Origin of the sequence: Borrelia persica No12 (assembly GCF_000500045.1) — a bacterium.
Lineage (GTDB): Bacteria > Spirochaetota > Spirochaetia > Borreliales > Borreliaceae > Borrelia > Borrelia persica.
In genome coordinates this window covers 1-282 of sequence record NZ_AYOT01000163.1, presented here as the reverse complement: position 1 = coordinate 282, position 282 = coordinate 1, and the positions used below count along the sequence as shown (strand labels likewise).

The window sequence follows — 282 nt, the reverse complement described above, 5'->3', positions numbered from 1 at the left end:
AATATTGTTAGTAATTGGGATTATACAAGCAGTATTAGTAAATTCATCAACATCAACACACATCCCATATACTTGAGAATCACCACTTGTCTCGACAAAAAGAGAACCATCAGTATCAAAACTTAACTTAACTGCACGTCCATATGGAAAACCTCTATAGGGATAATTTTCATATTTATCGACACTGCTAGATATAGTTTGTGTTAGAATATAAGGAAAGTCAGGCCCGCCTTGAAAACCATTCTTTACTCCGCTCTTTACTACCAAATCTTCTGTTGTTGT

At 34.8% G+C, this 282-nt stretch carries 1 protein-coding gene; it reads right to left on the bottom strand.

Translation table 11 applies throughout. From position 1 onward, the window contains the following. Positions 1-282: DUF228 domain-containing protein (locus tag U881_RS10885; protein ID WP_160164804.1), on the bottom strand; the 282-nt coding region annotated here is incomplete at both ends.